1 protein-coding gene is annotated in these 462 nt (G+C 62.1%); it reads left to right on the top strand.

The window, feature by feature from the left end:
- The coding region (locus GHO03_RS24745; protein ID WP_178110385.1) for an LrgB family protein at nucleotides 1–462 on the top strand (462 nt) is incomplete at both ends.

Genomic DNA, 462 nt, shown 5'->3' with positions numbered 1-462 from the left:
CCGCAAAAGCACCGAGACTCTCAGCATTCTGCTGGGCCCGGCCACCGTGGCGCTGGCGGTGCCGCTTTACTTGAACCTGCGGCGGATTCATCAGCTGTTCTGGCCCATCTTTACTACGCTGGTGTTTGGAGGTGTTGTGGCGACCGCCTCGGTGGTGCTGCTGGGGCAGTGGTTCGGTGCCGAGCACATGATGTTGATGACATTGGCGCCCAAGTCAGTCACCTCGCCAATCGCCATGCTGGTGGCCGAACAAATCGGTGGCGTTGCGGCGCTGGCAGCAGTATTTGTACTCATTACCGGGGTGATCGGAGCCATTTTCGGCCCAGGTCTGTTACGACTTTTGCGGGTTCACAGCCCGGAAGCGCGCGGCATGGCGCTGGGCATGACCGCCCATGCGGTGGGCACATCGGTGGCCTTGCAGGAAGGCGAAGAATGCGGCGCCTTTGCGGCGCTGGCGATGAG

The organism is Pseudomonas sp. FSL R10-1339, from assembly GCF_009600545.1.
GTDB lineage: Bacteria > Pseudomonadota > Gammaproteobacteria > Pseudomonadales > Pseudomonadaceae > Aquipseudomonas > Aquipseudomonas bubulae.
This window is presented reverse-complemented; position numbering and strand designations above follow the sequence as displayed.